This is a genomic window from Microcystis sp., assembly GCF_048564745.1.
In the GTDB taxonomy this organism is placed as follows: Bacteria; Cyanobacteriota; Cyanobacteriia; order Cyanobacteriales; family Microcystaceae; genus Microcystis; species Microcystis ichthyoblabe_A.
This window is the reverse complement of the sequence record NZ_JBLZRT010000040.1, coordinates 24,625-50,451: the sequence shown is the minus strand read 5'-3', so window position 1 is coordinate 50,451 and position 25,827 is coordinate 24,625. Positions and strand designations below refer to the sequence as shown.

The following is a 25,827-nucleotide window of genomic DNA, read 5'->3' as shown; positions in this document are numbered from 1 at the left end:
TGTATTCATTGTGACAGATCGACTCGATCGTGACCACTGTTCTGTTTCCCTTAGGCACAACCCCGGGGGCAAATAGTGATGACGGTTTTTTGCTATATTGTATTCAGCTAGGTAGTCTAACCACTGCCTATCCCAATCACTAACAGTTTAGGGAAGTGGGTTTCGCCCGCTTTTTTTATTGTCTAAATCATGACCCATCCGCTCATCCCCGACCTGCTGCACCTAGCCACCCCTATCGCTGAAAACTTGGGGCTAGAAGTGGTCGATATCGTTTTCCAAACCAATAAAAGGCCTCCCGTCCTGCGCGTCGATATTCGCAATCTTGCGGGAGATACTGGTTTAGAGGACTGTGAGCAGATGAGTCGGTCCTTAGAAACCGCCCTCGACAGTCAAGAAATCTTACCCGGGGCCTACGTTTTAGAAATATCTAGCCCCGGCATTTCTCGACAACTGAGCAGTGAGCGCGAATTTCAGTCTTTTAAAGGTTTTCCCGTCATCGTTACCGGCCAGGATAGCCAGGGAAAACCGCAAGAATGGCGCGGAAAACTGCAAGGTAGAGACCAGCAATCTATTTATCTTAACCAAAAAGGTCGCTCCCTGACCATCGATCGCACTACCGTCATCAGCGTCCGTTTAGATGAGCGGCGGGATCAAAAGTAAAAAAAAGGACAGGAGACGGTCGCCAGGAGACTGCTTTTATTTATTCTCTCTATTGCCCATTGCCTGTTCCTTATTGCCTATTCCAAGTTCTAACTAATAACTCAAAAGTAAGGAGAAAAAATAATTATGGCTACTGTTAATTTGCCCGGTTTAAAAATAATGCTCGAAGAAATTAGCCAACGACATAATCTGCCCAAAAATGCCGTACAGGAAGCCTTGCGTGAAGCCCTAATCAAGGGTTACGAACGTTATCGACGCGCCCAAAGTTTAGAAAAAGCTGCTCAATTTCATGAAGATTATTTCAATAACTTTGATGTGGAATTAGACGTAGAAGAAGAAGGCTTTCGCATCCTTTCGACTAAAACTATTGTGGAAGAAGTGACCAATCCCGACCATCACATCGGTCTCAAAGAAGTGCAAGAAGTAGCCGATGAGGCCCAGTTAGGGGATGAAGTAGTTCTTGATGTCACCCCCGACCAAAAAGAATTTGGTCGCATGGCGGCGATTCAAACTAAACAGGTTTTACTGCAAAAACTGCGGGATAACCAACGTAAATTGATTCAAGAGGAGTTCCAAGATCTGGAAGGAACCGTTTTACAGGCCCGGGTTGTCCGTTTTGAAAGACAGGCCGCTATTGTCATGGTACAAAGCACCTACGGTCAACCAGAAGTGGAAGCAGAACTACCGAAACGGGAACAGCTGCCCAACGATAACTATCGGGCTAACGCCACCTTTAAAGTGCTGCTCAAAAAAGTCCTAGAAGGTTCTCACCGCGGCCCGCAATTAATCGTTTCCAGAGCGGCGGCGGGCTTAGTAGTATATCTGTTCGCTAACGAAGTTCCCGAAATCGAGGAGGAAATCGTGCGTATTGTCGCCGTCGCTCGAGAAGCCAATCCCCCCTCCCGTCACGTTGGTTCGCGCACAAAAATCGCCGTCGATACCCTAGAAAGAGACGTGGATCCGGTTGGGGCCTGTATTGGGGCCAGAGGTTCGCGGATTCAAGCCGTGGTGAACGAATTGCGGGGAGAAAAAATCGACGTGATTCGCTGGTCTCCGGATCCAGCCACCTACATCGCCAATGCCCTTAGTCCCGCCCGTATTGACCAAGTTTTGTTCACTAATGCCGAAGAAAGACAAGCATTGGTACTGGTTGCCCAGGATCAATTGAGTTTAGCGATTGGCAAAGAAGGACAGAACGTGCGTCTAGCCGCCCGTCTGACGGGCTGGAAAATCGATATTAAGGATATCGCCCTTTATAAAGGAGAACAAGAGGTAAAAACCGATGAAACCGACCCAGAAGCGCAGGATTTAGACCAAGAATGAACCCCTTCGTCAATTATCGACGCTGTATTAGCTGCCGTCTCTTCGCCCCGAAAGAATCTTTTTGGCGAATTGTCCGACTACACCCGTCCGGACAGATACAATTAGATCAAGGAATGGGAAGAGCTGCCTATATCTGTCCGCAACCTAACTGCCTGCAATTAGCCAGGCAAAAAAATCGTCTCGGACGGGCCCTAAAAGCCAATATTCCCGAAACGCTCTATGAATCCTTGCAAGAGCGCCTCGGGACTGCCAAGCAAGGTCGTCCAAATCAGGATTAAAATTGACGATCATAGCCACAAAATCGTTACCATGGAAAGGGGGCAGTCCTGACAGGATCAAAAAATCAGCCAACTTATAGGATCACTAACACTTTAGCCGGGGGATAATGGATGAGTAACGCGAAAGTCAGAATTTACGATTTATCAAAAGAATTGAATCTAGACAACAAAGACATTTTGGACATCTGTGACCAGTTGAACATCGAGTACAAGAGCCACAGTAGCACGATCAGCGAAGAGGATGCCCAACGCATCAAGGCAATTGCTGCGAAGGGAGTTGTTTCGAGTACCAGCAAAAATAGCACGGGTCAGCGAGAATCGGTTAGTCCTGCCGAAGAAAAAAAACAAAAGATTTTAGCCCTGCATAAACACAACCGCCCCGAAACTGGCGAAGAAGGGGAAATCTATCCCGGGCCTGCTGGTTCCTCAGCTAAACCGACTTTAATCAGTCCTCCCCGTCCCCCAGTTAAACCCCTCGTTGCTGCCCCAGGGCGCGACGGTGCGGCCGAAAAAACTCCCCCCACCGCTGCAGAGATGCCATCTCAGTCCGCCAGTTTTAAAGAAACCCCGACCGAAACCCCGCTAGTGCCAGAAGCATCCTCCACCTTAATCGCCCCACCTAATCGACCTTCCCTCACCCCGAAACCACGCCCTGAAAGCGCCTCGGGCCGGCCAGAACCCCGATCTAAAAATGCCCCCGGCAGTAACGACAGGCCCCCTTGCCCTGAGCCAAGTCGAAGGGGGGGGGAAAAACGCGAGCGCGGCGAGAGCGAAAACGCCCCTAATCCTGAGCGCAGGGCTGGCTTGGCTAAACCAGAAAAACCGACCCTCCACCGCAAACCTGACGGAAAAAGCCCGAAACTGGGGGAACCAGCTAGAGAAGTGCGGGAGACGGTGGAATTGAAGCGCCCAGTTCGCCCCGGTATGCCCGCTAAAATCTCGGCTACCGGCGAGGAAGAAACCGACACCACCAAGAAATCTGGTGTTGATGGCACAGAAATCGATACGGATACCGGATTGCTCGGAGCAGACGGGCCCAAAAAACTCAAACGACCGACCATGCCCCCTCGCATGGCCAAAAAATCTACCTGGGAAGAAGAAGAAGAAGAAGAGAAAAAAGCGGCTAAAACCGCCAAAACTGCTGGCAAAAACAAACGCCGCACCCAAGCCCTCTTTGAAGATGACGATGATCTAGAATCGGAACTATCCGGGTTAATCAATACCCCCAGTTTTACCCTTTCCACCGCTCGTCCCCCCAAACCGCCCAGCGCTAAAGCTGCCACCCCCGGCACCCCAACAGCAGTCAAAGTTAAGCGCCCCAGTAAACCAACCGCCCACACCGGCAGCCCGAAAAGCGAGCGCCAAGAACCCCAAGAGGAAAAACGTCCGGAAAGCATCGTCGTCACTGGCAGTCTCACCGTGCGCGACCTCTCGGAATTGATGAAAGTCCCCGAAACCGAGATCATCAGAACCCTATTTTTTAAAGGGATGGCGGTTAATATCACCCAAACTCTCGACGTGGACACGATCGAAATGATCGCCAGGGACTTCGAGATCGCCGTGGAAACCCCCAGCACCCAGTCGGCGGCGATCAAAACCACGGAAATGATCGATGTCTCCGACTGGGAAAGTCTCCAGCGTCGTCCCCCCGTCGTCACCATTATGGGTCACGTTGACCACGGTAAAACCACTCTCCTCGACTCGATCCGCAAAACCAAAGTCGCCCAGGGGGAAGCCGGCGGCATCACCCAGCACATCGGTGCTTACCACGTCGATGTGGAACATAACGGCAAACCGGAACAGATTGTCTTTTTGGATACCCCCGGCCACGAAGCTTTTACCGCTATGCGCGCCCGCGGGGCGAGAGTCACCGATATAGCGGTGCTGGTGGTAGCCGCCGATGACGGCGTACAACCCCAAACGAAAGAGGCAATCAGTCACGCCAGGGCCGCGGAAGTCCCCATCGTGGTGGCGATTAACAAAGTCGATAAACCCTCGGCTAACCCCGACCGGATTAAACAGGAATTGACCGAACAGGGACTGGTGGCCGAAGATTGGGGCGGTGAGACGATTATGGTTCCCGTTAGCGCCCTGCGGGGTGAAAATCTCGATAATCTGCTGGAAATGATCCTCTTGGTGGCAGAAGTGGAGGAATTGGTCGCTAACCCCGATCGCTTGGCTAAGGGAACCGTGATCGAAGCTAACCTCGATCGCACCAAAGGCCCCGTGGCTACCCTGCTCGTCCAGAATGGCACTCTCCGCGTCGGTGATAGCATCGTCGCTGGTTCCGTTTTCGGCAAAATTCGGGCGATGATCGATGATCGCGGTCAAAAAGTCGAAGCGGCCACCCCCTCCTTCGCCGTGGAAATCCTCGGTCTTAGTGATGTGCCAGCCGCCGGCGATGAATTCGATGTCTATGAAAGTGAGAAAGAGGCCCGATCAATTGCCGATCAACGGGCGATCGAACAACGCAACACCCGTTTACAACAGGCCCTCTCCTCCCGTCGCGTTAGCCTTAGCACCCTCTCTATCCAAGCGCAAGAAGGACAACTCAAGGAACTTAATCTCATCCTCAAGGCAGATGTGCAAGGTTCCGTCGAGGCTATCCTCGGTGCGCTCAAACAGTTACCCCAAAACGAAGTGCAGATTCGGGTTCTCCTCGCCTCTCCGGGGGAAATCACCGAAACCGATGTGGATCTGGCCGCCGCTAGTGGTGCGGTGGTGGTGGGCTTTAATACCACCCTTGCCAGTGGAGCCAGAGCATCCGCTGATCGGGAAGGAGTCGATATCCGCGATTACAATATCATCTACAAGCTTCTCGATGATATTCAAGGGGCGATGGAAGGTCTTCTCGACCCCGAAGAAGTGGAAGAACACCTCGGTTTCGCCGAAGTGCGTGCTGTCTTCACCGTCGGTCGTGGGGCCGTGGCGGGCTGTTATGTCCAATCTGGTAAACTGGTGCGGAATCGCTTCCTGCGCGTGCGTCGCGGCAAGGAAATTGTTTATCAGGGAGTTCTCGATTCCCTCAAACGGATGAAGGAAGATGCCCGGGAAGTGGCCACCGGTTTCGAGTGCGGTGTCGGTGTTTCTAAATTCAATGACTGGAAAGAAGGCGATATTATCGAAGCCTACGAAATGGTCATGAAACGTCGCACTTTATCCAGTTAATTACACTTGAACCGTCAGGAGTCGGGAGTCAGTTATCAGTTATCAGTCATAATTCCCCCACTCCCCCATCTCCCCACTTCATAATTCATAATTCATAATTTATAATTTATAATTCTCATTTCCCTCTATGAAATCAGAACCTTTTTTGTGGATTCATCTGGCAGGGTTAGCGGGTTTGCCAATCTTTTTACAAATCGCTTGGATTGGTTTAGCTGTGGGCGATCCCTTGCCTTTTCTTTGGCTAGAATGGCTATTTCTGGGAGCGATCGCTATCATTCCCGTCTTTTGGATGCAGTGGACAAAACCTTTTGATATCTTTAGTCTTTTGTTGGTTGCCCTAAAACCTAGTCAACTCACCCCCGAACAGTTAAAAATTCTCTCTCTTTTTAAACGTCCTCGCCATCGTCTTCTTACTCTTTTGGGAGTCGTCCTCCTAATTCTCATCGCTTGGCCCATCTATAATTTTGCCCCTCTAGCGGCTGCCGTGGCCGCCTATCTCCCCCAATGGCGGCTTTTAGGTTTAGTCATCGCTGCGATCGCTCTCCTCTTAAGTCACCTATTTCTACAGGTTCCTCTGAGTGTTCTCGGGGTTTTAGCCACGAAGGAAAGTGACTGGACAGCCACCGAAGCTTTAGTTATTGAGCGCATTCCTGAGTTATTTACCATTGTTGGTCTAAAAGTTAATAAAATTATCTAAATTAGCCAAAATGCCGACAATTTCTGCGGTTCGACAGGCTCACCGTCCACTAGGAATGCCAGATTGATCGCCCGTTTAAGGGTTGAATATTCCTCGCATTACGCGGAAAAATCGCGGCCAATTGTTGCAGTTGTTGGGGAGAAATTTCGATCGCATTTTGCCAGACTAACCAGAGAACATCCTCGCTACAGGGAGGAGTGGACAAAGACCCGCGATATTCATAAAAATCGCTATTTTCTGGCAGTAAAAGCCCAGCATTGACCCAAGTATCGGGGATAATCATTTCAGGAGAAGGTTCTCGGGGCAAATAATCCCAAATCGTTTGTAAATAGGGATTATTTGCCCCGATTTCGGCTAAGATACCCACAACTGCTAAATTTCCCCTATCATTCCCATGCACTAAATGAATTTCCAGAGGGAAAGACTGACCTTTAATCCGATGTTCGCTGGGGTGATGAAAATGGAACTGCAATAAATCCCAGTTTTCGCCGTGAAAACTCATATTTCCACCTTTTTCGGTCTGAACTAAGATTGTACGACCGTTATGGCGAATTTTTAGGGGTACAGGACGATAATTAAAGGTGGGGTGGTATAGCTCTTTTTCAGTCACTATACTCAGATCGATCGGTGTTTGTTGCTTTCCCGTGCTGCAGAGGCGATAATTCCTTGATAATTCGCCCCAATGGTCAATATTTTGATAATTCCAAGCAAATTCTGGATTAATAGCTCCAAAAAGAGCATGAGAGCCTATAAATTGCAGTAATTCTCGTCTATACATGGGATTAAATTCAGCAATCATCAGATAATTAGCAATTTTCTTGGGGATTTATGCCCAATTCCCGCAGTTTAGCCGCTAATTTTGCGGCTTTCTTCCTATTGTGCCGCTTCTGGGTAGGGTTGATTCATTCTCCGAATCTAATTCTTTTTTTTTGCTACCCTTAATCGCTGATGAGGTAATACCAATTCTCCCAAGTCTGACTACAGAAGTTTAATACCCCTAAATCCCCCTTAAAAAGGGTGACTTAAATTCGATGTGTAGTTTTCATTTAGAGAAATGGTATAAGCTAGGGAGCAGGGAAGTACAGGTTTTTGCTCTCATAGTAGGTTGATTCATGAATCAACTCTCATAGTAGGTTGATTCATGAATCAACCTACAAAGCACGACGTTTGGAAAAATTTTCAGATATGTATTTCCTAAAAATCGACTAAAAACGTTGCCAGATAAGAATTTGAGAGAATGACATTTGAGAGAATGAAACGACCCTACTCTAGGCAATAACCTTCGCCTATTATGCCGATGATACAATTACGATAATCTCCCCATTAAATCCCTGTACGGGCGAAGCATTCGTGCATAATCTATCGCTGAAACCCTAGATTTTATATCCCAATGCTTCGCCCCTACCCATCAATTCCCCATCTGCCACGCTATGAATGAACAACGCACCCAATACCGTCTAAACTATGATTTTTTTTGATTGTTTGATTGACTATTATTTTTTTCGGCTATCGTCCCTGCGATAGAATTCTGATAATCTCCCCATTCAATCCCCTACCCCGACCAATGTTTAGGCCATGCTAGAATGGTGATAAAAGCATAGAATCCTATGTAGTTTAATTAATGGATGAAGATTCTACAGCGTTCAAAAGGCTTTAGATAATCCGGCTTGTTTCAAAACTGCATTGGCAGTATGGCGTGATTTAATAGTATTATCAACTACAAATCTTCTTTCTGTCAGAGGACTATACCAAATTTCATGATCTCCTTTACCTTGACGTTCAAAATAACATCCAGCTGCTGAGAGCAGTTTTTTTAATGCAGGTGTTAAAGAAGTAGCCATCTAAACAGCGCACTCAATTGATTCTTGACGATGACTAATTAGTTCAAAAGTTATCGGTGCTTGAGGTTCAAGAGTAATTAGATGATTGAGTTGTAATAATTCTGGAATCATCTGTCGTAATTTAGCTGTTAAAGCTTCGATGGTATCAGCTTCGGTGACTAATCCAGGAATATCTTCACTCTCTGCTACCCAAACTTGCGCCTCTCGATCCCAAAATGCTTCTACTTGGTACGGTTTTTGATTCATGATGATTTAGTTCAAGTGAGTAGAATTAGCTTATCTATCAATCAAGATTATACAGTGCGATCGCTTTTCTGACAATCTTACCACCAATCCCCAACTCTTGATGATTGCCGATGAATCGCTTATAACTGAATTAACCGCCACCATCTACCACGCTATGAATGAACAACGCACCCAAGCTTATCTAAACCCATTTGACAGAGTATAATCTATGGATATATTGGATTCTCGATTTTTATTCATTCAGATAGCAGGAAGCCTCTATGACACTGATTCACAAAGTTTATAACGCTTTTCATCCATTTCAACCATTGCCTGCCGGTGATCGCGCCTATGTGAGTTGTAGTGAGGTGAGAGGAGATGAAAATATTTTCAGTGAGATTGGTAATGCCATCTTGCTCTCAGATCAACCCACTTGTCAACTTTATACAGGACATAGAGGGGTAGGGAAATCTACAGAATTGTTGCGTCTTGAGGAATATTTAAAGCAAAATGGTTGTTCTGTTATCTATTTCCCTGCAACTGAAGGAGATATTGATGAAATAGATGTTCACTATACTGATATTATATTAGCCTGTACCCGTAATATTTTAGAAAAACTTAAAAATTATTCTACCCCGAACTCGGTATTACAATGGTTACAATCTCGATGGGGAGAATTAAAAGATTTAGCTTTGTCCGATGTTGAATTTAGTCAACTTTCGATTACATCTCAGATTAATATTTTTACTAAATTAACTGCTAGTTTAAGAAGGATTCCTAGTACCCGTGAAACCATCAGAAAACAAGTTGATTTGCATAGTATATCTTTAATTGAAGCCTTAAATGAGTTTGTTAGCGATGCTCAGAAAAAATTACCCAATGATAATTCTAAATTAGTCGTAATTGCTGATAATTTAGATAGAATTGTGCCTATTGAAAAAGGGAAGGGTAAGACTAATCACGATGAAATTTTTATCGGTTACAGTAGTCAGTTAACCTCTCTAAATTGTCATGTCGTTTATACTGTCCCTATTTCATTAGCATATTCTAGCCAAGCTACAGAATTACGCAATATCTATGCTAGTCCCCAAATATTACCGATGATTATGGTTAAAGATCGCCATAATCAGTTATATGGAAATGGTTTAAATAAACTCAAAGAAATTATTGAAGCAAGAGTTCATTTAATTGACTCTAATATTAATATAGATAATCAAGTTTTTGAAAATAAAGAAACTCGTATTAATCTTTGTAAGATGACAGGCGGTCATGTTCGTGAACTGATGCTTTTGATGCAAACTGCTATGCGTCAATCTGGGATTTTACCTATTACAGAAAGAGCGGTTAATCGTGCTACAAATGAAGCAATGGATGCTACTTATCGAAGTGCTGTTGATTCTGATGAATGGCAAAAATTAGCACAAGTTTTTCAGTCAAAAAATATCCCTAACGAGGAGGAATACAGAAGTTTATTGTTTCGTCGTTGTATATTAGAATATCGAGATTTTGATCAAAACAGAAACCCTGTTCGTTGGTATGATGTCCATCCTTTGTTAGAAGGAACTTCTGAGTTTCAAGAAGCTATCAAAAAATTAGAAATAATTAAGCCATGACGAAGTTATTAACTCAGTATGATAAAAATATTAGAGAAGATGAACGAGAAGTATATTTGACTCTCTGTAGAGATTTGCTATGGAGAGATGGTTTTGGGATTTTATTTGTCCAATGTACTCCTTTGCAAGAAAATTGGATTATTGAAAAACTGAAAAAAGATATAAAAAAAAATATTGATATTTTAGAGATAAAACAATCAACTGATAATCTGTATGATTTAATCGCTTTTAAAACCCAAGAAAAGCAAATTGATATTTTATTAATACAAGGATTAGAAGAACCATTAAAAAATCATGTTAATTTTATCATCAGTAATCATAAAAATTCGCATAAATGTTATTATTTTCCACCATTATTAGCACATCTTAATTGGCAAAGAGAAAGATTTAGAGATGATTTTAACTTGTGTTTAGTATTTTTAGTCCGGGATTACATTCTAAAATATTTAGTTCGTCATGCGCCTGATTTTTATGATTGGCGTTCTGGTGTTTTTAAATTTCCTGTTAGCAAAGAAATTGGTTTATTACGTTCTGATAATCTTTTTTCTTATCAAGAAACGGAATTCAAAACTCCTAATTATGAGTTAGCAGAAATACCTGAAGCTTATTTAACTTTTCTTCAAGAAATATTAGAGGCAGAATTTGAAAGTAATAGCGATTCTGCTCTCATCCATTCTATTTTACAAAAAAAAATTAGTAGATTAGATGAGAATTTTGCTAAATTACTTCAGCAATGGATTCTGCATATTTTTGTGGGGCTAAAACCAGAAGAACAAGATTTAATTAGTGGATTAGTAGAAAATCTTTGCATTGATATAAGCCAATTTTCTTTGGGAAACATTGCTGATAATTTAGAAATAGCTCTTGCTGGTTTAACTACTCTCTTAGAATTTTATTCTTTTGAACAGTTCCCTGAACGATCAGCAAGACTTAAAACCCTTCTAGGGATAGTTTATAGTCAAAGAATTAGGGGAGATAAAGCTGATAATTTAGAAATAGCTATTAATTTCTATTGTCAAGCCTTAATAGTTTATACTTTAGAAGCTTTTCCTCAAGAATGGGCAACTTTACAAAATAATCTTGCTACTGTTTACATTGACAGAATTAGAGAAGATAAAGCTGAAAATTTAGAAAGGGCAACTTATCATTGTCAAGCAGCACTAAAAGTTAAAACTTTTGAGACTTTTCCTTATGATTGGGCAATAGCAATGAATAACTTAGGGTCTGCCTATATTAACAGAATTAGAGGAGATAAAGCTGAGAATTTAGAAATAGCTATTACTTTTTATTATAAAGCCTTAACAGTTTATACTTTAGAAGCTTTTCCTCAAGAATGGGCAACTTTACAAAATAATCTTGGTACTGCTTACACTGACAGAATTAGAGGAGATAAAGCTGAAAATTTAGAAAGAGCTATTATGTTTTATCAAGAAGCACTAAAAGTGAGAACTTTTGACGCTTTTCCTTATGATTGGGCAGAAACTCAAAATAATCTTGCTACTGCTTACCTTAAGCGTATCAGAGGAGAGAAAGCTGAGAATTCAGAAAGAGCTATTATGTTTTATCAAGAAGCGCTAAAAGTGAGAACTTTTGATGCTTTTTCTTATGATTGGGCAGAAACTCTAAACAATCTTGGTAATGCTTACCGTGACAGAATTAGAGGCGATAAAGCCGAAAATTTAGAAAGGGCGATCGCCTTCTACACAGAAGCCTTGAAAATTTATACTTTTGATGCTTTTCCTCAGGATTGGGCAATGACACAAAATAATCTCGCTACTGCTTACTCAGATAGAATCAGAGGAAATAAAGCAGAGAATTTAGAAAAAGCGATCGCTTCTTATCACAATGCCTTAAAAATCCGCACAAAAGAAGCTGATCCTCTCGGTTGTTTACAAACTGCTAACAATTTAGCCAACCTACACTACAACGAAGAACAATGGCAACCTGCCACAGAAGCCTATCATATCGCCATTGAAGCCGTCGAAAATGCACGCTTAGAAGCATTAAACCCCCAAAGTCGCCAAGAAGTTTTATCTAATGCTATTGATGTCTTCCATCGCATTGTGCAAGCGCATCTTAACCTCAATCAGCCTGAGAAAGCTTTAGAATATATCGAACGCAGTAAAGGGCGTAACCTGGTGGAGTTAATGACCCAGAAAAATCTACACCCCGAAGGAGTTAGTCAAGAAATTATCGCCCAATTAAATGAATTAAAGCAAAGAGTTGTTAATGAACAAATTCGCTTACAACATCAAAGCATTAATCAGAATTTAATGCGTAGTGATAACCTAACTCCCTACGTTCAAGATCATAGTTATCTGAAAGAATATCAACAAGACTTAGATAATTTTATTGCAAGAGAAATTAAAGATCCTCTCTTTAGCCTCACTCAAAAAGTTGAGCCGATCCCATTTACAGAGATTCAGGCTTTAACTGATGCTGAAACTTGTCTGCTGCAATGGTACATTACAGGGGAGAAAATACTCGCTTTTGTGGTGTCTGCTGAGGGAGAGGTTAAAGTTTGGCAATCTTCCGAAAATGATAAAAATCAATTCTTGGATACATTCAATAATTATCGACAGCTTTACTACTCCAAAAATGGCAAGCAAGAATGGAGAAATCAACTGTCTAACCTCTTACATACTTTTGCTGATACTCTGCATATTAATGATATTCTTGCCCTTATTCCCGATACTTGTCAACGCTTAATTATTATCCCCCATTGGTTTCTGCATATTCTCCCTATTCACGCTTTCCCGATTAACAAAAACCAAATTTTGCAGGACAAATACAATATACAATATGCCCCTAGTTGTCAAATCTTGCAAAAAATTACCCAAACTTCTCACCATTCCGACTTTAATAAACTGTTCGCCATTCAAAACCCCACCAAAGACTTATTTTACACTGACTTAGAAGTTAATATCCTCTCAACTTTCTTTACTGAATCTCAAGTTATCGCTAAAGATAACGCCACTAAAAACGCTGTTCTTCCCCATCTCAAATCCTCAGATAACCACTGTTATCACTTCTCCTGTCATGGAAGCTTTAACCCCGATAATCCCCTAGAATCCGCCTTATTTTTAGCCAATAAGGAACCCCTAACATTAGGCGAAATCTTTGAACTGCGCTTGAATAAATGTCGCCTTATCACCCTTTCTGCCTGCGAAACTGGCTTAATTGATTTAAACTCTATCAGCGATGAATATATCGGTTTACCCAGTGGTTTTCTGTTTGCAGGAAGTCCCAGTGTTGTCAGTAGTTTATGGACACTTAATGACCTGTCAACTTCCTTCTTGATGATTAAATTATATGAGATTTTATTTGATGAGAATCAGCAAGTTTCTGTACCAGTTGCTTTAAAACAAGCTCAAAACTGGTTAAAGAATTTAACCGTACAAGAATACTTTAATCAGTTGGATAGTTGCCTAAAAATTGTCAAGTCAATGCAACAAAAATTCACATCAAAAGAATTTAATCGATTGATGGATATGATTGAAGATGAACAAATTAGAATAAAAGGGTTTGAACTTAATTATAAGCTGTTCAATAACCCTTTTTATTGGGCTGCTTTTACCGCATCAGGTATCTAAACTAATCACAAAAATTGTCTAATGTTTCCCTAAAAACGTGAATAGCGAGAGGAGTTGCTACCACTACCAAAACTGGATTACCAGAAGTAGCAAGTAAACCAACTAATCCGCCTAATATATTAGGTGCTAAATCATCTTTAACTCGGTCATGACATATTAATTGACGTGCTTGGGTGATAGCTTGTTGCCAAAAATTATCTTCATCTGCTCTCACTGTATCAATATTTGAACGCCTTGCTAATCTAATAGCAGCATACTCCAAATCGCCATCACAACGCTCAATCACGTCAATATCTCCTAATGCGTTAGAATCCTCTGCCAATTCAGCGCGAAACTGGGCAATTTCTTCGGGGGTTACTTTAGTTGATTCAATATTCATAGGTTGTTCTTATTTAGGGTTTGCTGAAAAAGTAGGGGCGAAGCATTCGGGCAATAACCTATCGCTGAAACCTTAGATTTCCTATCCGAATGCTTCGCCCCTACAGGATGGGATCGCTGATGAAGAGGCAAGGTTTTGAACCACGATTCTCGCAAAACAGGTGCAAGGTTTTGCGAGAAAGGCCCTAAAGTCCTTACCTCGCCTACATTTCATATTTATTCAGCAAACCCTATTTACAGACAATGCTAATTGTATAGTTTCTATTTTGCCCTCTATTGATAGTTTTTAATAGAAAGTGTTAATCTAACTGGTTACTGATAACTGAAAAGGTTCTTAATTCCCTACCATTGTGATAATTGCTGTCATTTAAACCACGACAAAATTAACTAATTTGCCCGGGACAACAATCACTTTTTTGATTTCCTTGCCCTCTAAATAACGTTGGGCGATTTCTGATTCCAGGGCGAGGGTTTCTAGGGTGCTTTTATCGGCACTAGCGGGAACTTGTATCGTGCCTCTGGTTTTTCCCAAAATTTGGATGACAAGGGTAATCTCGTCCACAATCAGGGCAGTAGGATCAACTTTTGGCCAGGGTTGCAGGTGAATTGATTGGCTATGGCCTAAAGCTTGCCATAATTCTTCGCTAAGATGGGGAGCAAAGAGGGAAAGTAAGATTAATAGGGTTTCGATTCCTTCCCGATAAATGGGGGATGCAAAACACTTATTATCCCCTAAAGCGTTACTGAGTTTCATCAATTCGGAAATGGCGGTATTAAATTGATAATCTCCTTCTAAATCCTCGGAGATTTCTTTAATAGCGGTGTGAATTGCCCGTCTTAAATCCTTGTCAGTTTTCGAGAAAGTTTCTATTTTTTTGACTTGCTTGGGTTTATTTTCAATATATTCGCTGACTAAACGCCACACCCGATTAAGAAAGCGAAATTGTCCTTCTACCCCCGCATCATCCCACTGTAAATCTTTTTCTGGGGGTGCAGTAAAAAGTATAAACATTCGGGCAGTATCGGCCCCATATTTTTCCAGGACTTTCAGAGGATCAACGCCGTTATATTTCGACTTAGACATTTTTTCAAAGAAGAAAGATAGAACTTCTCCCGTGTCTTTATCGCAATATTTATCCTCTTTATAGATAACATTTTCTGCGGGGACATATTTGCCAGTTTCGGGATTTTTGTAGGTTAATCCCTGTACCATTCCCTGGGTTAATAGACGGTTAAAAGGTTCATCGACATTAACTAAACCTCGGTCTCTTAAAACTTTGGTAAAGAAACGAGAATAGAGTAAATGTAGGATAGCGTGTTCGATTCCTCCGACGTATTGATCCACGGGCATCCAATCATTAACCTTCTCGAATTGAAAGGGTATATCTTCATTTTTAGCATCGGTATAACGGAGGAAATACCAACTAGAATCGATGAAAGTATCCATAGTGTCGGTTTCCCGTTTTGCGGGAGTGCCACAGCGAGGACAATCCACATTTACCCAGTCTTCTAATTTGGCTAAAGGAGAAGCACCTCGACCGCTAAATTCGACATTTTCCGGTAAAGTAACGGGTAAATTATCGATAGGTACTGGTACGGTTCCACAGTTAGGACAGTGGATAACTGGAATCGGACAACCCCAATATCTTTGACGGGAAATTAACCAATCCCGGAGGCGATATTGTATTCTAGCTTTGCCGTAACCTTGGGCAGTGGCATAATCAATAATAGCGGTTTTTCCTGCTGTAGAATTCAGTCCATTAAATTGAGCGGAATTAATCATAATTCCTGCTTCTGTATAGGCCTCTTTTAACTCAATTTCGCCACTTTCTGGAGTAATAACTATCTTAATTGGTAGGTTATTTTCCTGAGCGAATTTAAAATCGCGACTGTCGTGAGCCGGGACTCCCATTACTGCACCAGTACCGTATTCGTAGAGGACATAATCAGCAATTAAAATCGGAATTTCTTCACCAGTAAAAGGATTAATTGCCAGTCCTCCGGTTTTAATACCGCGTTTGGGTTTATCTTCGGCAGTTCTTTCTAATTCGCTTTCGCTGGCTATCTCTTGAATAAAAGTTTCTACGGCCGATTTTTGTTCGGGAGTGGTAACTTGTAAAGTTAAGGGATGTTCGGGAGCAAGTACCACATAAGTGACTCCATAAACCGTATCGGGACGAGTGGTAAAAACGGCAATTTTTTCTGTGGAGTTAACAAGAGGAAATTCTAAATAAGCACCTACCGATTTACCAATCCAGTTGGCCTGCATGGTTTTAACCCGTTCTGGCCAACCGGTAAGTTTATCTAAATCAGTGAGTAATTGTTCGGCATAATCGGTGATTTTTAGGAACCATTGCCGGAGTAATTTTCTTTCTACTTTAGCACCCGATCGCCAAGATTTTCCTTCACTATCTACCTGTTCATTGGCCAAGACAGTTTGATCGATAGGATCCCAATTCACTGCCGCTTCTTTTTGGTAGGCTAATCCCGATTCAAAAAACTGTAAAAATAGCCATTGGGTCCAACGATAATATTCCGGGGAACAGGTGGCAACTTCTCTTTCCCAATCGATAGATAATCCTAACTGTTGTAATTGCCGTTTCATCTGGGCAATATTTTGATCAGTCCATTTTGCCGGAGGAACTCCCCTTTCAATAGCGGCATTTTCTGCGGGTAATCCGAAAGCATCCCACCCCATGGGATGCAGGACGCGATAACCCTGCATTCTTTTCAGACGGGCAATCACATCGGTGATAGTATAGTTACGAACGTGACCCATGTGCAGGTTGCCTGATGGATAGGGGAACATGGAGAGGGCGTAAAATTTCGGTTTATCGGCGTTTTCTGGGGTTTTGTCCAATCCCATTTGCTGCCAAATCTTCTGCCACTTCTGTTCGATTTCTGCGGGGTTGTACGGCACTGGGGTCTTTTCTCCTGAGTTTTATCTATCCTTCCTATTTTACAGCAGCCGGCTGGGGGCGATTGCCAGTCTTGGGGTTATCTACCCTAGCAAAAACCCTCTGGGTTTTAAGTAAGTGGTTCTAATTAAATATGAAGATAGATTTTGGGTTCTATCCCCCCTATCGATTAGTCAGATCTTTCTTAACAAAAAGAGAAGAAACTTAAAAAAAGGGGAAACGATTGATAGCTATAGTTTTGAAAGAAAGAATCAAGGTGGAGGTCAGCAAAAAAATGGAGAAATGGGCAGCCCAAGAATTACAGTATGGTGGAAAACTTGGCTGGACAGCTTAGTACAAGTGTTCTAAAAGTTTCGGAAAATCTAGCCGCGATGAATGGCAATCTTTGTGTGACACTATTTATAAAAAGGTTCCGCTCAATTTATTCTTGATCAATATGCTATTAAAATTACCTCAAAACCTGAAAATTAAGCGACTAATATTATTAGTATTCTGCCTAGGAATAGGAGTATTTGTCTGGTGGTTATCCTGGCAATCCACCGGGATGAGCCAAATTCAACGACCCGAAACAGTTGCCCAACAAATTTACCAAGCAATGCCAGATTTACCGAAAGAAAACAACTATATCCGTCGAGAGACAGGAGCGATCGATCCGAATAATACTTTAATCAGTCGCTTCCTTCGTTATCATCAAGATACCAAAAAAAGATTTACTCTCATCCGTTTTGATTGGCAATTAACCCTAGGGGATTACCTAGGAGTGAACGAGAAAATCAGCGAAGAAAACTATCCCGGACAAGCAACCCTTACCGTTAATCCCATGGCTGCCGATATCAAAGCGATGAACAGTCTTAATCGTCGTCAACGGCAGCAGTTAGTCACCCTTCTAGTCGAAATTTATAACCCCGCTATTCTCCCCCAAGAAACCCCCAATCCTAGTCCTTCTCCTAGTCCCTCTCCCCCTCGTCCATCATTATCAAAACCGGGAGATGCTGACCTATTAAAATTCTAGAAAATTATGGAAAAAATTCTAAAATATGGTTCGGGTTGGCGCCTGGGTTGGAATCCTACGGCAGCCGTTTATAAAGGATTAATTGGTGGCGATGATTGGGCGATGGAATTAACCGAGGCCGAGTGGCAAGATTTGCGTCGGTTACTATCACAATTGACCGCAACTATGGCGGCCATGGCCACAGAATTAATGGATGAAGAAAGTATTGCTTGTGAAGCGGAAAGCGAGCTTTTATGGTTAGAAGCGGCAGGATTTCCTGATAATTATTCCCTGCGATTGATTCTCTATCAAGGTCGCGGTTGTGAGGGCAATTGGTCAGCCACTGCCCTGCCAGAGTTGCTCGCCGCTTGGGACAATTTGCTTTACAATTTTTAAGAAAGCGGTGGACATAAGTTAATTTTTGTTTCCCCCTCTTGACTTTTAGATTCCCCTGTGCTGCCATGATTGCCCATCCGAGGACGAAGACCGATAATCTCACCTACACCCCGCCCCCATTGCTGAAAAACGGTTTTGCCATGACTCTCTATGTGTCCCTAAAAGCGCGAGAAACCTGGCAAAATACGATCGCTATTCCCGAACCAGTCTATCAAGAAACCATTTTCACCGGGGCCAATGCCGTCCCCATCTACGGGATTGTTTCCATTCCCCCGCAAGCGAAAGGAACAATTATCGGGACCTACGGCATCACGGGAGACTTAGATAATCAATGGTTTTTAAGGATTTTAGGCAGAAAAGCCGTAGCGAGAGACTACGCGGTCGTCCTCTTCGATTGGCGGGCCCACGGTAAGACAGCCGAATTATCCCCGACTCTCACCTCCGATGGCATCTATGAAGGGCTAGATTTCATTCATATTGCCGCCCAAGCTCAAAAAATGGGCTGTCCTGCTCCTTTTTGGTTCACAGGTTACTCTCTGGGGGGACAATTGGCCCTCTGGGGAATTAAATCGGCAGAGAATCAGGAAGATATGGGGATCGATCCCGCCCATATCGGCGGTGGGGCGGTAATTTGTCCTAATTTAGACTCTAATCGTTCCTTATCCTATCTCGTCCGGGATCCCTGGGGGAAACATCTGGAAAAAGCGATCGCCAGGGAATTACGCAAGTTAGCCAAACGCATCCATCAAGCTCATCCCGATCATATCGATCCCGAAGCAATTACTCGCGCCACCACGATTGCCGGATTCGATCGAGAATTAGTGATTAAAAAGCTAGGATTTGAGACAGTTTTTGACTATTATGCCGCTAGTAGTCCCTTGCCCTTTCAACCCTATTTAACTAAACCCACTTTTATCCTCTACGCGGCCGATGATCCCCTCTTTTCCCCCGCAGTTATTCCCGATCTGCAAGCAGCGATCGCCGATAATCCCCACGTGGATCTACTCTTAACCAACCATGGCGGTCATGTGGGTTATATCAGCAGTTTATCCTGTCAGCGTCAGTGGGGCGATAGCGATCGCTGGTGGGCATGGAATCGGGTTTTAGACTGGTTTGACCAAAAAACTGGCAAATAATACTAAATCAGTTGAGTATAGGCTATATATCAGGACAGGCAAAAGACAAAAGGCAAGAGGCAAGAGCCAAAAGGCAAAAGGCAAAAGGCAAGAGGCAAGAGGCAAAAGAGAGAAATAGATAATCAGTTTTTAATAACTGGATTTAGTATATAAGGGCTAGTTTCTAGGAGTCAAAGGCTGCTAGAAACTCCTCCACCTGTTCCCGAGTCGGTTGGGATGCGATCGCGCCTGCTCTTCTTGTCACCATTGCCCCCACCGCACAGGCATAAATCACCGCATTACGCGCTAAATCGGCATTTTCTCCGATTTTATCGCCTACAAGACCGGCACGAGCCAAAAAACCCGCCACAAAGCCATCCCCCGCCCCGGTTGTATCCACCACCTCCCCGGGAAAAGCCTCCACATTGCCGCTATTTTCGCCTAAATGATATTTACAACCTTTTGCGCCGCGCGTAACCAGAATTGCCCCTAAATTGGGGTATTGTGATGATATTTCTCCAGGGGTATCAGTGCCAAATAACCATGATGCTTCTTCCTCGCTACATTTGAGCAAATCGGCCTGGACGATAAAATCTCGAATGATATCAGGGGCAGCCTCAAGATTAGGCCAAAAAACCGGTCGCCAGTTGATATCGATCAATACTTTCACCGCGTAAATTTTAGCCAATTCGAGGGCGCGTTGCATTGCCCAGCGGGAAAGGGGATAGGCTAACCCTAGGGTTCCCATCACTAGATAATCGGCATTTTTCCAGAGATTTTCGGGCAATAGGTCAGCATTAAGGGCAGTATCAGCAAAATCCGTCGTTTTTATGCCGCCAAAACCCGCAAAATGTCTGTCTCCCCCAGCATCGCGGGTGACATAAACTTGTCGGGTGGGTAGGGTGGCATGATACTGTACACCAGTGGTATCGACTCCGAGAGCGTCTAGCAAGGCGATTAACTGTTCTCCGGGTTGATCTTTGCCCACACAACCGATAAAAGCCGAATTTATGCCCAATTTTCGCAATCCACAGGCCACGTTTGCCGGCGCACCCCCGGCGTAGGTTGTCCAAGAAGTTACTTGCTCTATAGCGCGATCGCTTTGATCGGCAATTAGATCATAGAGGATTTCCCCTAAACAAATGACAGACACCGGCGAATATCTTTGATTGTTAAGCATTGGTGTGGGGTGTGGGGAAGTGGGGTGTGGGCTTCGGCCGTGAGCTCAGCCGAACGGGTGTTGGGTGTGGGGTGTGGCGTGTTGGTAAGTCGGGAGTGGGGGGTGTGGTATTGGGTGTGTGAAGAGGGCTTATGAAGTGAGCTCAGCCTAACGGGTGTGGGGTGTGGGCTTCGGCCGTGCGCTCAGCCGAAGGGGTTTTGGGTGTGGGGTGTGGGGTGTGGGGATGTGGGGTGTGGGGTGTGGGGTAATGGGTGTGGGAAGTGGGCTTCGGCCGTGAGCTCAGCCGAACGGGTGTGGGGTGTGGGCTTCGGCCGTGAGCTCAGCCGAACGGGTGTGGGGTGTGGGAAGAATAAATAAAAATAATCTCCTGACGACCGACTCCTATCTCCTGACTCCCGATCACTGATTAATAACTTGTCAAGAAATCACGATAAATAAACTAGAGATTATCTTAGACATTTAGTATAATCAAACACATAGATTAGGGGAAATTGCTCATAAATCAGCCCGATCGAGCGTGAATCCTCTTTTATTTTTTAGTCTTAGACTAAGGAAATATCATGGTTGATTGTAGTCGGATTCAGTTTGACGAGGATAAAAGCAAGATAGATCTATTGCAACTACGAGAATTATTTAATTTAACCGCATTTTGGGCAATTGATCGCCGTTTAGAAGATTTAGAAACCGCAATTGACTATAGTGATCCGGTGGTGACGGTGTGGAATGAGCGGCAATTAATTGGTTTTGCTCGCGCCATTTCTGACGGCATTTATCGGGCCACTATTTGGGATGTGATCGTTCATCCCGATTATCAGGGAGCCGGTTTAGGGCGTAAATTAGTAGAAACAGTTTTGGCCCATCCCCGAATAAATCGGGTGGAAAGAGTCTATTTGATGACTACTAATCAAGAAAATTTTTACCAGCGCATTGGTTTCCAAAGCAACGCCACCACGACGATGGTATTATTTAATCGTTATCCCGAGGAGTTTGCCTATCCGGCGATCGAGGTAAAGAAAAAACGATCCGTGTGAGCTTGTCCTGACTATTGTTATCGATTTGATCTAAGCTCATTTCCCCCCCCGAGACTTCGATAATGCCTTTCGCTAACTGAAATTTAAGACCGGGAGAAAGACCGAGAGCTTGAGTAAATTGTTTGACTTCTTCCGGCTTTGATTCTAAACTCAAGGGGGAAATTTCTGGCATTTGCCAGAGAGCGATTTCCCCCGGAAATTCTAGGACAATAGTGACTTTTTTCTCGCCAAGGGCGCTTACCGATATACAAATAGAGCCGCTCGTTAAGTTGGTGATCGCTGCATCGACTAGAAGGACAAGAGCGGAGTATAAACGCTGATAATCGGCAATAATAGCAATATCATCGGTTAAAGGGCTAAATTTAAGCTGAATATTGCGGTTAGCTGCCTGTAAATAGGTTAAACTTGCCCAATCTTGCCAGAGTTTAGTTAAAGAAAAAATTTCTTGATCGAGAGGTATAGTACCAGACTCTAGTTTAGAGAGATTAATCATCTCATCGAGCATTGCCATCAGTTTACGGCCCGCCAGTTGTCCCTGGGCGATAAATTCCCTTTCCTCGGCCGGACTTTCACAAAGATCGGCCAGAATCATTTGATGGAGACTGATCATACTGCTCAATGGCGATCGCAATTCGTGGGCAACCCGTCCTAAAAAACTGCTTTTGAGGTGATTAATTGCCACGGCCAGGTGATAAGCGAGGCGAGTTTGCTGTAATTCCCGTTTTAAAGCGTCAATATCGTCCATATTTACAGAAAAACTGCCCCTTGTCGTAAGATATCCCATCTTTGACATTGCCAACGTGCGACGGTGGAGGGTTGTCCACTATTGATTATTCCCCATGCTTGCCTTTCTGTGGGTGCTAAGACCGTCACCGAGGGAAAAGTAGTCATAATCGCCTCTGGAGTTAATAAAGGCTCTTGTCCTGACAGATTAGCACTTGTGGTCGCTAAAACACCAGTTCGACCGAGAATTTCTCTTGCGATCGCATGAGCGGGAACTCGGATCCCGATCGTGCTAGGATCCTTCGGGTTAAGAACTTTTGGTACTTTTTCAGAAGCAGGTAAAACCAAAGTTAGGGAGCCGGGCCAGTGTTTTTCGGTCATTTGCCGCCAAATTTCCCTTTCTTCCTGATTTCCCTTGACATAATCCCATAAATCTGCTGCTGAGGCCGCCATGAGAATTAAGGGTTTATCAAAAGTCCGTTTTTTAGCGGCAAAAACTAAGGCAGCATAGGGGGGAGAAACCGCTAAAGCGGGAACTGTATCCGTGGGAAAAGAAACCACTTGACCACTGAGGGCCGCGTGAACAATTTCGTTAAGAGAAGCAGTAGGCATTGAGAATTGATCATTTTTGGGGACTAATTTAGCCTAAAACTTTTTGGTACAATTTTAAAGGGCAAGCAGTTGATCAAGATTAATTTTACTAACACTTGCTCCTAGTGCCTCTTGTCAAAAATGGTCAACTTCTTACCCTTCCAGAATCGGAATTTGATCGATTCATCACAGTTGACGCAACCTGTCGTTTTAACAGAATCTGTCTCAATTTGATATTGCGGTAAACGATTAATTTAGATAGATAGTTAACAGCTTATGCAACACGGTTATTAGCCTGTTTACAGCTTATACCGCAAACTCATACTCTAATTGCCGTTGCAACTGATTCGATGTGGCAACATACCTAACAGGACGTGTAAGCTTTTTAACTTTACCAAGTTTTTCTGCCGCTTCCAACCACTCACCTACCAACTTTTTAGGAAGCTTAAACATTTCAGAAATTTCATCTTTTGTGCGCTCTGTACTAAGTGCTTGTTCTATATAGGGCAGAATTATCAGGAAAGCATCATAATTTTCATTGCAAGAAGCACCCATAATTCTCTGTTCTTCAGTAGTAGATGCCGCTTGTAACGGAGAACTTGACTGACTTGCAGAAGCCCCTAGATTCTCCTCTGTAGTAAGAGTAGTGTTTATCTCAGTGCGTTCTTCATAAAAACCTACTGCTTCTAATTGAGAACTTAACTGATTGGTAGATTCTTGCCAGTTCTCTTCTTCAGTAATTGTGTCCAGAATCTGAAGTTGCAATGTATTAGCAGATTTAGGCTTATCTTTCTCAAACTCAAATTTCTTTACGGATTGATATAAGAAGCTAAACATATCATTATATGTCTGCTTACCAACACCTTCAATTTTTCCTAACTCTCGAAATCTTCTAATTGGTAAGGCATGAATTATTTTTTTTCTGATATCAGCTCTGAGATTAAGTTCTTTATCCCATCCAAAGCTCTCAATATTATTGACCAAACTAACCATTGAACCCTCTACACCCGTTGCTTCCTTTTCTTGATCTAAACAAATAAATACATCAATATCGAGGTTTCCCAGATATTTTTCCATCAAAGGGGATACATCACCCCAATCAAGTCCACCATGACTACATCCCAACTTAGGAAAAGCGATCGAAGTAATGCCGCCTTTCTGATAGTTAATGGAAAAATACTTAAGTCCCTCATCTATCCATTCAATTTTAGAGGGATACTTCCAGTGATCCTTTGTCGGGAAGTTAAGAATCCAAACATTCCCATAATTTCTGTAAAGATAAGGCTTTCCAGTTTTAACCTCTTTTTTCCTGCATCGCTCTACATAGTCTTTTTCCATTTCTGGAAATCTTAGCTGAAACTCTAGAGCCAAGCCAGCACCCATTACACCAACGCAGTTAACTGTGTTAACAATCGTTTGCGTGTTGACATTGAAAACTGTGGTATCTGTGTAATGTAGCATGACTAGAAATATAAACCTGGACCTACCATTCCTATAATATCAGTTCTCTGTATAGCTGCAAGGATAACGTTGCTGTGCTTCTGGGAACGGCAAAATACTGCTTTGATCCTATTGGGCGCTACCGTCGGGTAAACAAGTATCTCTGCACACTTCATGCGCTTGCCATCTTCGAAATCATTCCAGTATTGCGCCCAGATTACATTCCACGGCAACTGGTTAAGCATTTGCGCACCCCGATAGAACCGAGTCTCCCCTGCCGCTGCATTTCCATCAGAAAAGATAACATTTGTTTCTAATAAAAGTTGTGGCTCAATTCCCAAAATAACAATGTCATCTTGATGCTGTTTCCTACTATACAGCATTGGATTTCTGGGTGAAAAATACAGCGGGACATATTCATGTAGTGGTATTTCGTCAATTTTTCGATTAGCTCTTCTATCTTGAACATCTGGATCAGAAATATCTACTTCTATTAATCCTCTCCTATAGGCTTCATTATGTGACAACAATCCATTCGTAATGATAGAGGTAAGGTTATTTATATAAGTCATGTGGTACAGGTACTCAATACCGTACTCCTGAAAGATATCCATACGGAGGAACCTCAGCTATGCTCACTTGCTTATTGTTCCCTGCGACTAACGGCAGGGCAACTGTTAGTTTACCATACTAGGTTAGCCACAGCCCGCAATATAAAATTCAAACTTAGGTAGGTAGGTGTTAAAAGTTGTCAGATACCCCCCTTATCAAGGTAGGACTGATTCATTCTCCGAATCTAATTCTTTTTTTGCTACCCTTAATCGCTTATGAGGTAAGCTAGGGAGCAGGGAAGTACAGGTTTTTGCTCTCATAGTAGGTTGATTCATGAATCAACCTACAAAGCACGACGTTTTGACAAATTTTCAGCTATGTATTTCCGAGAAATCGACTAAAAACGTTGCCAGATAAGGATTTTAGAGAATGACATAAGAGAGAATGAAACGACCCTACCCTTATCAAGGGGGGACTAAGGGGGGATCAGAGGCAAAATCTATCTTCAATTTAATTATAACTACTTACTTAGGTATAATTTAGCTATCTCCAACCAATGAGCGACGATTAATTATGAATGAGCCTGATACTTTTGCTAATCTCCAACAATTAGAATATATTCCCTACCTAGATACCACGGGTAATATCTCTGCTGATTTCCAGGGAAAAATCGGGGTTTATGCCATTTTTAATCGAGAGCAAGTCCTAGATTTTGTCGGCTATTCTCGTGATATTTATCTCAGTTTAAAACAACATCTTGCCCGACAGCCTCAAGCTTGTTATTGGCTAAAAATCCAGTTGATTGAGCGTCCCAATCGGACTATTCTCGAATCGATTAAACAAGCTTGGCTAAGAGAAAGTCAGGCAGTAATCGACAATGAAAAACTCTGGACAGAACCAATTGATGCTAAATTAGCCATGACTGAGACAGAAAAAGAAATTTATCAAAGTGCTGACGAAGTAGGGCAAATCAAGTTATTAAAACAGCTATCCAGACGAGTAGAAAACGATATTTTATCAACTCTAGAAAAACGGGGAGTACAGATGGAAATTCGTTTTAATCCCAAGTTAAAAGAACAGGGTTTGCTCGATTTAAAGTAAAAATTAAGTAGGT

At 43.0% G+C, this 25,827-nt stretch carries 23 protein-coding genes; 13 read left to right on the top strand and 10 right to left on the bottom strand.

All coding sequences use genetic code 11. The features are described from left to right. The first annotated feature begins 189 nt into the window (after window positions 1-189). The 5 genes from rimP (at window position 190) to ACOCD9_RS06915 (ending at window position 6,126) form a co-directional block, all read left to right on the top strand. Window positions 190-660 carry a ribosome maturation factor RimP gene (gene rimP, locus ACOCD9_RS06935; protein WP_287704620.1) on the top strand — a complete coding sequence of 157 codons (471 nt, stop codon included), beginning with the start codon at window positions 190-192 and terminating at the stop codon, window positions 658-660. Between the two features lie 126 nt (window positions 661-786). Then, the gene (nusA, locus tag ACOCD9_RS06930) at window positions 787-1,983 is read left to right on the top strand and encodes a transcription termination factor NusA (RefSeq protein WP_287704621.1); all 1,197 of its coding nucleotides are present in this window, start codon (window positions 787-789) and stop codon (window positions 1,981-1,983) included. After that, on the top strand, window positions 1,980-2,261 hold the full coding sequence (locus ACOCD9_RS06925; RefSeq protein WP_002738851.1) for a YlxR family protein: 282 nt from the start codon (window positions 1,980-1,982) through the stop codon (window positions 2,259-2,261). Before nusA ends, ACOCD9_RS06925 begins: the two co-directional genes overlap by 4 nt. A gap of 111 nt (window positions 2,262-2,372) precedes the next feature. Further along, a complete protein-coding gene (infB, locus tag ACOCD9_RS06920) occupies window positions 2,373-5,429 on the top strand; it encodes a translation initiation factor IF-2 (RefSeq protein WP_287704623.1) in 3,057 nt (1,018 codons plus the stop codon). Window positions 5,430-5,556: 127 nt separating this feature from the next. Next, window positions 5,557-6,126 carry a low-complexity tail membrane protein gene (locus ACOCD9_RS06915; protein ID WP_419546868.1) on the top strand — a complete coding sequence of 190 codons (570 nt, stop codon included), beginning with the start codon at window positions 5,557-5,559 and terminating at the stop codon, window positions 6,124-6,126. Window positions 6,127-6,175: 49 nt separating this feature from the next. Here the strand turns inward: ACOCD9_RS06915 and ACOCD9_RS06910 are convergent, their stop codons facing one another. From ACOCD9_RS06910 to ACOCD9_RS06900, 3 genes are all read right to left on the bottom strand, one after another. Further along, window positions 6,176-6,904 (bottom strand): carbonic anhydrase, encoded by a 729-nt coding sequence (locus ACOCD9_RS06910; RefSeq protein ID WP_419546873.1) that lies wholly within the window; start codon window positions 6,902-6,904, stop codon window positions 6,176-6,178. An 865-nt stretch (window positions 6,905-7,769) separates the two neighbouring features. Then, window positions 7,770-7,967, bottom strand: a complete 198-nt coding sequence (locus ACOCD9_RS06905; protein ID WP_002761284.1) for a type II toxin-antitoxin system HicA family toxin — start codon at window positions 7,965-7,967, stop codon at window positions 7,770-7,772. After that, entirely contained in the window at window positions 7,968-8,213 is a 246-nt protein-coding gene (locus ACOCD9_RS06900) for a DUF1902 domain-containing protein (RefSeq protein ID WP_008203482.1), read from the bottom strand. 260 nt (window positions 8,214-8,473) lie between these two features. Here ACOCD9_RS06900 and ACOCD9_RS06895 point away from each other — a divergent pair, with 260 nt between their 5' ends. Both ACOCD9_RS06895 and ACOCD9_RS06890 read left to right on the top strand, forming a co-directional pair. Then, a complete protein-coding gene (locus tag ACOCD9_RS06895) occupies window positions 8,474-9,805 on the top strand; it encodes an ATP-binding protein (RefSeq protein WP_272077882.1) in 1,332 nt (443 codons plus the stop codon). Beyond that, window positions 9,802-13,398: a CHAT domain-containing protein gene (locus ACOCD9_RS06890; protein WP_419546866.1), complete on the top strand. Its 3,597-nt coding sequence runs from the start codon at window positions 9,802-9,804 to the stop codon at window positions 13,396-13,398. Before ACOCD9_RS06895 ends, ACOCD9_RS06890 begins: the two co-directional genes overlap by 4 nt. Window position 13,399: 1 nt before the next feature. Here the strand turns inward: ACOCD9_RS06890 and ACOCD9_RS06885 are convergent, their stop codons facing one another. Continuing rightward, window positions 13,400-13,777, bottom strand: a complete 378-nt coding sequence (locus ACOCD9_RS06885) for a hypothetical protein (protein WP_016516297.1) — start codon at window positions 13,775-13,777, stop codon at window positions 13,400-13,402. 366 nt (window positions 13,778-14,143) lie between these two features. Beyond that, entirely contained in the window at window positions 14,144-16,696 is a 2,553-nt protein-coding gene (gene leuS, locus ACOCD9_RS06880) for a leucine--tRNA ligase (protein WP_002775659.1), read from the bottom strand. A gap of 115 nt (window positions 16,697-16,811) precedes the next feature. Between leuS and ACOCD9_RS06875 the strand changes: the two genes are divergently transcribed. The 4 genes from ACOCD9_RS06875 to ACOCD9_RS06860 all read left to right on the top strand — a co-directional run bounded on the left by ACOCD9_RS06875 (window position 16,812) and on the right by ACOCD9_RS06860 (window position 19,217). Next, entirely contained in the window at window positions 16,812-17,042 is a 231-nt protein-coding gene (locus tag ACOCD9_RS06875; RefSeq protein WP_419546864.1) for a hypothetical protein, read from the top strand. An 88-nt stretch (window positions 17,043-17,130) separates the two neighbouring features. Continuing rightward, window positions 17,131-17,706, top strand: coding sequence for a hypothetical protein (locus ACOCD9_RS06870; protein WP_419546863.1), 576 nt, complete (start codon window positions 17,131-17,133; stop codon window positions 17,704-17,706). Between the two features lie 6 nt (window positions 17,707-17,712). Next, complete coding sequence (locus ACOCD9_RS06865) at window positions 17,713-18,081, top strand: DUF1818 family protein (protein WP_419546862.1); 369 nt, start codon at window positions 17,713-17,715, stop codon at window positions 18,079-18,081. A gap of 65 nt (window positions 18,082-18,146) precedes the next feature. Then, entirely contained in the window at window positions 18,147-19,217 is a 1,071-nt protein-coding gene (locus ACOCD9_RS06860; RefSeq protein WP_419546872.1) for a YheT family hydrolase, read from the top strand. 163 nt (window positions 19,218-19,380) lie between these two features. Here ACOCD9_RS06860 and ACOCD9_RS06855 read toward each other — a convergent pair whose 3' ends face one another. After that, on the bottom strand, window positions 19,381-20,376 hold the full coding sequence (locus ACOCD9_RS06855) for a carbohydrate kinase family protein (protein WP_419546861.1): 996 nt from the start codon (window positions 20,374-20,376) through the stop codon (window positions 19,381-19,383). Between the two features lie 560 nt (window positions 20,377-20,936). On the opposite strand from ACOCD9_RS06855, the gene ACOCD9_RS06850 reads away from it, so the two are divergent. Further along, window positions 20,937-21,407, top strand: coding sequence for a GNAT family N-acetyltransferase (locus ACOCD9_RS06850; RefSeq protein WP_287700494.1), 471 nt, complete (start codon window positions 20,937-20,939; stop codon window positions 21,405-21,407). On the opposite strand, the gene ACOCD9_RS06845 is transcribed toward ACOCD9_RS06850, so the two are convergent. From ACOCD9_RS06845 to ACOCD9_RS06830, 4 genes are all read right to left on the bottom strand, one after another. Continuing rightward, window positions 21,343-22,200 (bottom strand): sensor histidine kinase, encoded by an 858-nt coding sequence (locus ACOCD9_RS06845; protein WP_287700496.1) that lies wholly within the window; start codon window positions 22,198-22,200, stop codon window positions 21,343-21,345. The genes ACOCD9_RS06850 and ACOCD9_RS06845 overlap by 65 nt on opposite strands. Next, window positions 22,155-22,742, bottom strand: a complete 588-nt coding sequence (locus ACOCD9_RS06840) for an L-threonylcarbamoyladenylate synthase (protein WP_130757173.1) — start codon at window positions 22,740-22,742, stop codon at window positions 22,155-22,157. Before ACOCD9_RS06840 ends, ACOCD9_RS06845 begins: the two co-directional genes overlap by 46 nt. Before the next feature lie 285 nt (window positions 22,743-23,027). Further along, on the bottom strand, window positions 23,028-24,182 hold the full coding sequence (locus ACOCD9_RS06835; protein ID WP_287665465.1) for a macro domain-containing protein: 1,155 nt from the start codon (window positions 24,180-24,182) through the stop codon (window positions 23,028-23,030). Window positions 24,183-24,184: 2 nt separating this feature from the next. Continuing rightward, window positions 24,185-24,775: a DUF4433 domain-containing protein gene (locus ACOCD9_RS06830; RefSeq protein ID WP_287665469.1), complete on the bottom strand. Its 591-nt coding sequence runs from the start codon at window positions 24,773-24,775 to the stop codon at window positions 24,185-24,187. Window positions 24,776-25,286: 511 nt separating this feature from the next. Here ACOCD9_RS06830 and ACOCD9_RS06825 point away from each other — a divergent pair. Then, window positions 25,287-25,814, top strand: coding sequence for a GIY-YIG nuclease family protein (locus tag ACOCD9_RS06825; RefSeq protein WP_419546857.1), 528 nt, complete (start codon window positions 25,287-25,289; stop codon window positions 25,812-25,814). The last annotated feature ends 13 nt before the right edge of the window (window positions 25,815-25,827 follow it).

Bases quoted from the DNA above. Each gene is read 5' to 3' on its own strand.
- ACOCD9_RS06925 (WP_002738851.1), top strand. From the start codon at position 1,980: ATGAACCCCTTCGTCAATTATCGACGCTGTATTAGCTGCCGTCTCTTC.
- ACOCD9_RS06860 (WP_419546872.1), top strand. From the start codon at position 18,147: ATGATTGCCCATCCGAGGACGAAGACCGATAATCTCACCTACACCCCG.
- ACOCD9_RS06825 (WP_419546857.1), top strand. From the start codon at position 25,287: ATGAATGAGCCTGATACTTTTGCTAATCTCCAACAATTAGAATATATT.
- ACOCD9_RS06900 (WP_008203482.1), bottom strand. From the start codon at position 8,213: ATGAATCAAAAACCGTACCAAGTAGAAGCATTTTGGGATCGAGAGGCG.
- ACOCD9_RS06840 (WP_130757173.1), bottom strand. From the start codon at position 22,742: ATGCCTACTGCTTCTCTTAACGAAATTGTTCACGCGGCCCTCAGTGGT.
- ACOCD9_RS06870 (WP_419546863.1), top strand. From the start codon at position 17,131: ATGCTATTAAAATTACCTCAAAACCTGAAAATTAAGCGACTAATATTA.
- ACOCD9_RS06835 (WP_287665465.1), bottom strand. From the start codon at position 24,182: ATGCTACATTACACAGATACCACAGTTTTCAATGTCAACACGCAAACG.
- ACOCD9_RS06865 (WP_419546862.1), top strand. From the start codon at position 17,713: ATGGAAAAAATTCTAAAATATGGTTCGGGTTGGCGCCTGGGTTGGAAT.
- ACOCD9_RS06830 (WP_287665469.1), bottom strand. From the start codon at position 24,775: ATGGATATCTTTCAGGAGTACGGTATTGAGTACCTGTACCACATGACT.
- ACOCD9_RS06895 (WP_272077882.1), top strand. From the start codon at position 8,474: ATGACACTGATTCACAAAGTTTATAACGCTTTTCATCCATTTCAACCA.
- ACOCD9_RS06915 (WP_419546868.1), top strand. From the start codon at position 5,557: ATGAAATCAGAACCTTTTTTGTGGATTCATCTGGCAGGGTTAGCGGGT.
- ACOCD9_RS06845 (WP_287700496.1), bottom strand. From the start codon at position 22,200: ATGTCAAAGATGGGATATCTTACGACAAGGGGCAGTTTTTCTGTAAAT.
- infB (WP_287704623.1), top strand. From the start codon at position 2,373: ATGAGTAACGCGAAAGTCAGAATTTACGATTTATCAAAAGAATTGAAT.
- nusA (WP_287704621.1), top strand. From the start codon at position 787: ATGGCTACTGTTAATTTGCCCGGTTTAAAAATAATGCTCGAAGAAATT.
- ACOCD9_RS06855 (WP_419546861.1), bottom strand. From the start codon at position 20,376: ATGCTTAACAATCAAAGATATTCGCCGGTGTCTGTCATTTGTTTAGGG.
- ACOCD9_RS06885 (WP_016516297.1), bottom strand. From the start codon at position 13,777: ATGAATATTGAATCAACTAAAGTAACCCCCGAAGAAATTGCCCAGTTT.
- ACOCD9_RS06890 (WP_419546866.1), top strand. From the start codon at position 9,802: ATGACGAAGTTATTAACTCAGTATGATAAAAATATTAGAGAAGATGAA.
- ACOCD9_RS06905 (WP_002761284.1), bottom strand. From the start codon at position 7,967: ATGGCTACTTCTTTAACACCTGCATTAAAAAAACTGCTCTCAGCAGCT.
- ACOCD9_RS06850 (WP_287700494.1), top strand. From the start codon at position 20,937: ATGGTTGATTGTAGTCGGATTCAGTTTGACGAGGATAAAAGCAAGATA.
- ACOCD9_RS06910 (WP_419546873.1), bottom strand. From the start codon at position 6,904: ATGTATAGACGAGAATTACTGCAATTTATAGGCTCTCATGCTCTTTTT.
- rimP (WP_287704620.1), top strand. From the start codon at position 190: ATGACCCATCCGCTCATCCCCGACCTGCTGCACCTAGCCACCCCTATC.